The sequence below is a fragment of the Mesorhizobium sp. M7A.F.Ca.MR.362.00.0.0 genome (genome assembly GCF_004023175.1).
Taxonomy (GTDB): domain Bacteria; phylum Pseudomonadota; class Alphaproteobacteria; order Rhizobiales; family Rhizobiaceae; genus Mesorhizobium.
On record NZ_RZTF01000227.1, the window covers coordinates 1 to 5,641 of the forward strand.

The 5,641-nt window shown below is 65.5% G+C and carries 5 protein-coding genes; 3 read left to right on the top strand and 2 right to left on the bottom strand.

Translation table 11 applies throughout. The features are described 5' to 3' along the window. Together EOC06_RS23890 and EOC06_RS23895 are read left to right on the top strand one after the other, a co-directional pair. The coding region (locus EOC06_RS23890; RefSeq protein ID WP_128308942.1) for an FGGY-family carbohydrate kinase at positions 1–1,547 on the top strand (1,547 nt) is incomplete at its 5' end. A gap of 146 nt (positions 1,548–1,693) precedes the next feature. Beyond that, positions 1,694–2,716 (top strand): cupin domain-containing protein, encoded by a 1,023-nt coding sequence (locus EOC06_RS23895; RefSeq protein ID WP_128308943.1) that lies wholly within the window; start codon positions 1,694–1,696, stop codon positions 2,714–2,716. A 446-nt stretch (positions 2,717–3,162) separates the two neighbouring features. Here the strand turns inward: EOC06_RS23895 and dinB are convergent, their stop codons facing one another. Together dinB and EOC06_RS23910 are read right to left on the bottom strand one after the other, a co-directional pair. Continuing rightward, positions 3,163–4,410 (bottom strand): DNA polymerase IV, encoded by a 1,248-nt coding sequence (gene dinB / locus EOC06_RS23905; protein ID WP_128308944.1) that lies wholly within the window; start codon positions 4,408–4,410, stop codon positions 3,163–3,165. Between the two features lie 117 nt (positions 4,411–4,527). After that, a complete protein-coding gene (locus EOC06_RS23910) occupies positions 4,528–4,944 on the bottom strand; it encodes a helix-turn-helix domain-containing protein (RefSeq protein WP_127271661.1) in 417 nt (138 codons plus the stop codon). Positions 4,945–5,042: 98 nt separating this feature from the next. On the opposite strand from EOC06_RS23910, the gene EOC06_RS23915 reads away from it, so the two are divergent. Continuing rightward, positions 5,043–5,641: dihydrofolate reductase family protein (locus EOC06_RS23915; protein ID WP_128308949.1), on the top strand; the 599-nt coding region annotated here is incomplete at its 3' end.

Genomic DNA, 5,641 nt, shown 5'->3' on the forward strand with positions numbered 1-5,641 from the left:
TCGACCACACTGGAAACATGCTCGCCTCTGCCAAGCGCGATATCGAGGTCTGGCGCGAGGCCGGCGACATTGTCGAGCAGTCGAGCAATGACATCTGGCGGGCGGTTTGCGCGGCCACGCGGGAAGCGGTCGCTCAATCGGGCGTGGCGCCCGAGGCGATCGCCGGCATCGGGTTCGACGCCACTTGTTCGCTGGTGGTGCTGGGCGAGGGCGGCGTGCCGCTGCCGGTGAGCAGATCCGGCAATTCGGAACGCAACATCATCGTCTGGATGGATCACCGCGCGGTCGAGCAGACGCGCCGCATCAACCGCAGCGGAGAGGCGGTGCTGAATTATGTCGGCGGCGTCATCTCGCCGGAGATGGAAACGCCGAAACTCCTTTGGCTGGCCGAAAACCTGCCCGACACGTTCAACGCCGCCTGGCAGTTCATGGACCTCCCCGATTTCCTCACCTGGCGGGCGACCGGCAGCCTTGCCCGCTCGGTCTGCACGGTGACTTGCAAATGGACCTATCTGGCGCATGAAAGCCGCTGGGACGAGGCCTATTTCCGCACCATCGGACTAGGGAGCCTGGCCGACGAGGCATTCGCGCGCATCGGCACGCAGATCGTGCCGGCGGGTGCCGCACTTGGCAGCGGGCTGACCGCGCAGGCGGCTGCGGACCTTGGCCTCGTCCCCGGCATCGCGGTAGCGGCCGGCCTGATCGATGCGCATGCCGGTGGCGTCGGTACGGTCGGTGCGCGCGGCGAGTTCGGCAGCGTTCTGTCGCGCATGGCCTATGTTTTCGGCACCTCGGCCTGCACCATGTCGTCGACCGCGGCGCCGGCCTTCGTCGACGGCGTCTGGGGTCCGTATTTCTCGGCCATGGTGCCGGGCCTGTGGCTGAACGAGGGCGGCCAGTCGGCAGCCGGTGCTGCTATCGACCATCTGGTGCGCATGCATCCCGCGGCTGGCGAAGCGACCGCCAAGGCGCAAGCCGAGGGGCTCAGCCTCAGCGCCTGGCTGTCGTTGCAGGCGCAAAGCCGCAATGGGGCCGCAGCGACGCCGGCGCTGGTCGGCGGTATCCATGTGGTGCCGGAGTTTCTCGGCAACCGCGCACCTTTCGCCGACCCGGACGCGCGAGCGCTGATCGCCGGGCTTGATCTCGACACCAGCCTCGACAGCCTGGTCGAGCTCTATGTCGCCGGGGTCTGCGGGCTGGGCTATGGCGCGCGCCAGATCGTGCGGGCCGAGCATGACAAGGGCATTGCCGTCGACACCATCGTGGTCAGCGGCGGCGCCGGCCAAAGCCCGCTGGTGCGCCAGCTGCTTGCCGATACCACAGGCATGGTGGTGGTGGCGTCGACCTCGCCGGAACCGGTGCTGCTCGGCTCGGCGATGCTGGGCGCGGTCGCCGCCGGTGCCTACAAGGATCTGACGCGGGCGATGGCCGGCATGTCGGAACTCGGCGAGGTCTATCATCCCGATGCCACGCTGGCCGGCTGGCACGCCAAGCGCTTCGCGGCATTCGAGCTGCTGCAGCAGGCCGGCAAGGCGATCAGGGGTTGAAGCGAGCGATTCCTGTCTGGCTTTGTCAGGAGCGTCGCGAACACCGCTTGGCGGTTTAGCCGGAAGCTGGCAGCTTTGTCCTGTCGTGGATCCTCTAGCAGCATGGCAGTGCGACGAGGGCAGGGGGACAGGACCAGGGAGGCCCTATGGCAGACGATAAAGCGCCCGTGCCATTCGCATCGGACAGCGTGCCATGGACGGAATGGTCCGATGTGCCGCGCTTCGGTGTGCGCTACCGGCATCTTTCGCTTGCCGCCCTCGGCGAGAATTACCATGTCGGCGTGGCGATCGAGGAACTGCCGCCGGGCAAGCAGACGTCGCCGGCGCATTACCATATTTTCGAGGAAGAGCATGTCTTCATCCTCGAAGGGATGCTGACCGCTTATGTCGGCGACGCTGCCTATGCCATGACGACTGGCGACTACATCTGCTTTCCGGCTGGTGCCGCGGCGGGGCATTGCCTCATCAACACCGGCGACGCGCCGTGCCGCTATGTCATCGTCGGCGAGCGCAACCCGAATGACGTGGTCGTCTACACGGCCTCCAACAAGGTCCTGGTGCGGGCGCTGGGCAGGCGCGCGATCTTCGACCTCTCGGCACCCCGAACTTACTGGGACGGCGAGAACACCGGCCTTGCCGCCGGCGATCCGCTGCCGTCGGATGTGATGTCCGGTATCACCAAACCCCCAGCCGTGCCGATCCCGCCTGTCGCCAGCGATGCCGTCGAATGGAAGGTCGAGGGCGAAGGCCCGCGGTTCGGCGGCCGGTGCAGGCATCTGACCTATGCGGCGCTGGGACGATCCGACTATCATGTCGGCATGCTGATCGAGGCGCCGGCCCCCGGCATGCGCCTGGCGCCCAGGCACTACCACATGCTCGAAGAGGAGCACGCGCTGATCCTGGAAGGGCAGGTGACGCTGCTGCTTGGCGAGGAGCGCCACGAGATGAAGGCCGGCGACTATGTCTGCTTTGCCGCCGGCCTGGCGATCGGGCATTCCTTCCTCAACAGCGGTACGGAGCCGTGCCGCTATCTGATGATCGGCGAGAAAAACCCCAACGAGGTCTGCGTCTATCCCGATTCCAACAAGATGGCGGTCTACGCCTTGCGCCGGCGCGACGGCATTTTCGACATGGCAGCGGTGAGGCGGTACTGGGATGGCGAGGCATAGAACTGGCGTTTCGCTATCCAATAGCCGCGCTCTGAACGCAGGAAACCGTTCGGAGATGACCGTTATTGCTACTGTACCTGGGTGACGCTAGTCTGGTTCGGGCACTCCAACCGGGGAGTTGGCGGGGAATGCTCCTGCCATTCTTGCGACGGCCTTCACCCTATCACCGTCGCCGCCTTGGCAGGCTGAGATGGGTGGCCTTGTTTGCGCCGTTCATTCTGTTGTCGGGCTATATCATCTATGGCTTCATCGGCATTCGGTTTGATACATCTCTCTCGGTGCTGAGGCACCTTGCGGCATTCCCGAACTGCACTGCCGCCCGTGCCGTTGGCCGACTCACGATGCCGACCATGACGGCATAGCCTGCGAGCCCTGGCACGGGACAAGCTCTAGTGGCGTCCGGGTCCATCGCTACTCGCGTACCGGCCCATAGCCTTGCCCTGGCCTCAAAGCTCCTTCTCCGCCAGCTCCCTGAATTCGTCGGGCACGGAGCGCGCCGCTTCCAGTGCCACCGTGCCGTAGCCGACCGCCTGTTTGCCGAAGCGTTCGCGGATCTTGTCGATGGCGCGGTCGGCGTCGAAGCGTGCCAGGCCTTTTCGGGTGCCGGGCCGGCGTTTCTCGTCGGCGAGGCCGAGCGGCAGTTCGAGCTGCAGCTCGAAGCTTTCCTCAAGATGCGACACCGAGATCGCCAGCAGCGAGATCGTTCTTTCGTGGGGGTTGTCGGCGAGGACGCCGCGCACCAGATCGCCGGCGATCTCGGCCAGCATCGCGGTCGCCGAGATCGGCTGGTCAAGCGTGATCGAGCGCGTGACGGCGCTGAGATCGGCAAAGCGCACGCGTACCGTCACCGTGCGGCCGGGCCGCGCCTTGGCGCGCAGCCGGCTGGCGACACGGTCGGCCAGATGCAGCAGAGTGGGCACGATGATCCGCGCTACGGCGGGTTTTTGGCCCAGCGCCGATTGGGCGCCGGCCGAATGCGCGCGGCTATGCGTTTCGAGCTTTCGCGGGTCGCGGTTCCATGACAAGGCGGCGAGCTTTTCGCCGGCGGCGGGACCGAGCAGCCGCGTTAGCGCGCCGCTGTGCGTCCTGGCCAGCTGGCCGATGGTCTCGACGCCGATTTCCGCCAGCCTCGCCCTGGTCGCCGGGCCGACGCCCCACATCAGCCCGACCGGCAGGTCGTGCAGGAAAGCGAGCTCGCTGCCGGGGTCGACCACCACCAGCCCGTCGGGTTTTGCCACCTGGGAGGCGATCTTGGCCAGATGCTTGGTGCGCGCCACGCCGATCGAGATCGGCAGGCCGAGTTCGGCCCGCACGCGGCGGCGGATGGTCGTTGCGATCTCCTGCGGCGAGCCGAACAGATGCGTGCAGCCGGCGACGTCGGCAAACGCCTCGTCGATGGAGATGCGCTCGACCACCGGGGTAAAATCGTCGAGCACCTTGATCGCCGCGTCGCCCAGCCGCTGGTAGTGGCTGAAATTGCCGCCGACGAAGATCAGCTGCGGGCACAGCTCACGCGCCTTGCGCCCCGGCATGCCGCCGCGCACGCCGAAGGCGCGGGCCTCATAGGAAGCGGCGAGCACGACGCCGCCGCCCACCGCGATCGGCTTGCCGCGCAGCGACGGATCGAGCAACTGCTCGACCGAGGCGTAGAAAGCGTCGAGATCGGCATGCAGGATGGTGGCTGTCGTTTCCATCCCGACCGCACATCACAGTTGCTGATAGAATTGGAACAAATAAAGAACAGGCACGGGTCGTTGTCAAGCGACGGGCGATTTGTGCAGCAACAGCCAAGCCAGTTCGAGCGCAATCACCTAGACAATATGCTCCGCCCGCAGCGCCGCCTTCATCCGTTCCAGTTCCGCCTCGCCACCCGCCGCCAGTTCTTCGGCAATCCGCGCCAGCCTATCGTCGGCCTTACGGTGCTTGCTGCCCCAGGCGCCGAGCGTCGCCAGCACCGGCAAGAGGTCGATACCTGCCTCGGTCAGCCGGTAGACCGTTCTCAAGCCATGCGTCGGGTCGTCGCTTCTGGTGAGGATGCCTTCCTCCTGAAGCGTCTGCAGTCGCTCGGCCAGCGTGCGCGAGGAGATGCCTTCGTCGGATTGCAGGAATTCGCGAAAGTGCCTTTTGCCGGCGAAAGCCATGTCGCGGATGATGAGCAGCGTCCAGCGGTCGCCGATCAGTTCGAGCGACAGGTTGATCGGGCAGTCGGATTTTTCGCGCGTCGACATCTATGGTTCCATTTTTAAATCACTTTACTATTGACATCGTTTTGGCCTTGCGTCAACGGTTCCAAATGTAAACTGCGATGGCCGTGAGGAGAATGACGGTGAAAAAGCTGGTCCTGCAGATGCAGATATCGGTCGACGGCTTTGTCGGCGCCACCGAGGACCATTCCTGGCAGCTCTGGGAGTGGGGTGACGAGAGCGCCTGGGACGATGCGCTGAAGCAGGACTTCAACGCTGTCTTCGCAGGCGTCGATACCATCCTGCTCAGCCGCAAAATGGCACAGGAGGGCTACCTCACCCATTGGGGCACTGCGGCGAAGAAGTTTCCGCACGATCCGTTCTACGCCTTTGCGCAGCGCATCGTCGACGCCCGCAAGGTGGTGCTCAGCAACAAGCTCAAGCAATCGGCCTGGGAGCCGGCTTGGGAGCGCACCAGTGTGGCCAGCGGCGACCTGCCGCGCGAGGTCAACGCGCTGAAGACGGGCGAGGGTGGCGACATTGCCGTGTTCGGCGGCGCCGGTTTCGCGTCAGCGCTGATCGCGGCCGGGCTGGTCGACGAGTTCCAGCTGTTCGTCAACCCGGCGGTGCTGGGGGCGGGCCGCCGGATTTTTGATCAGGGCGGTTTTAGGAACCTGCGGCTGCTCGGCTCGAAGGCCTATGCCTGCGGCATGGTGGTCAGCCGTTATGCACCGGCGGGGTG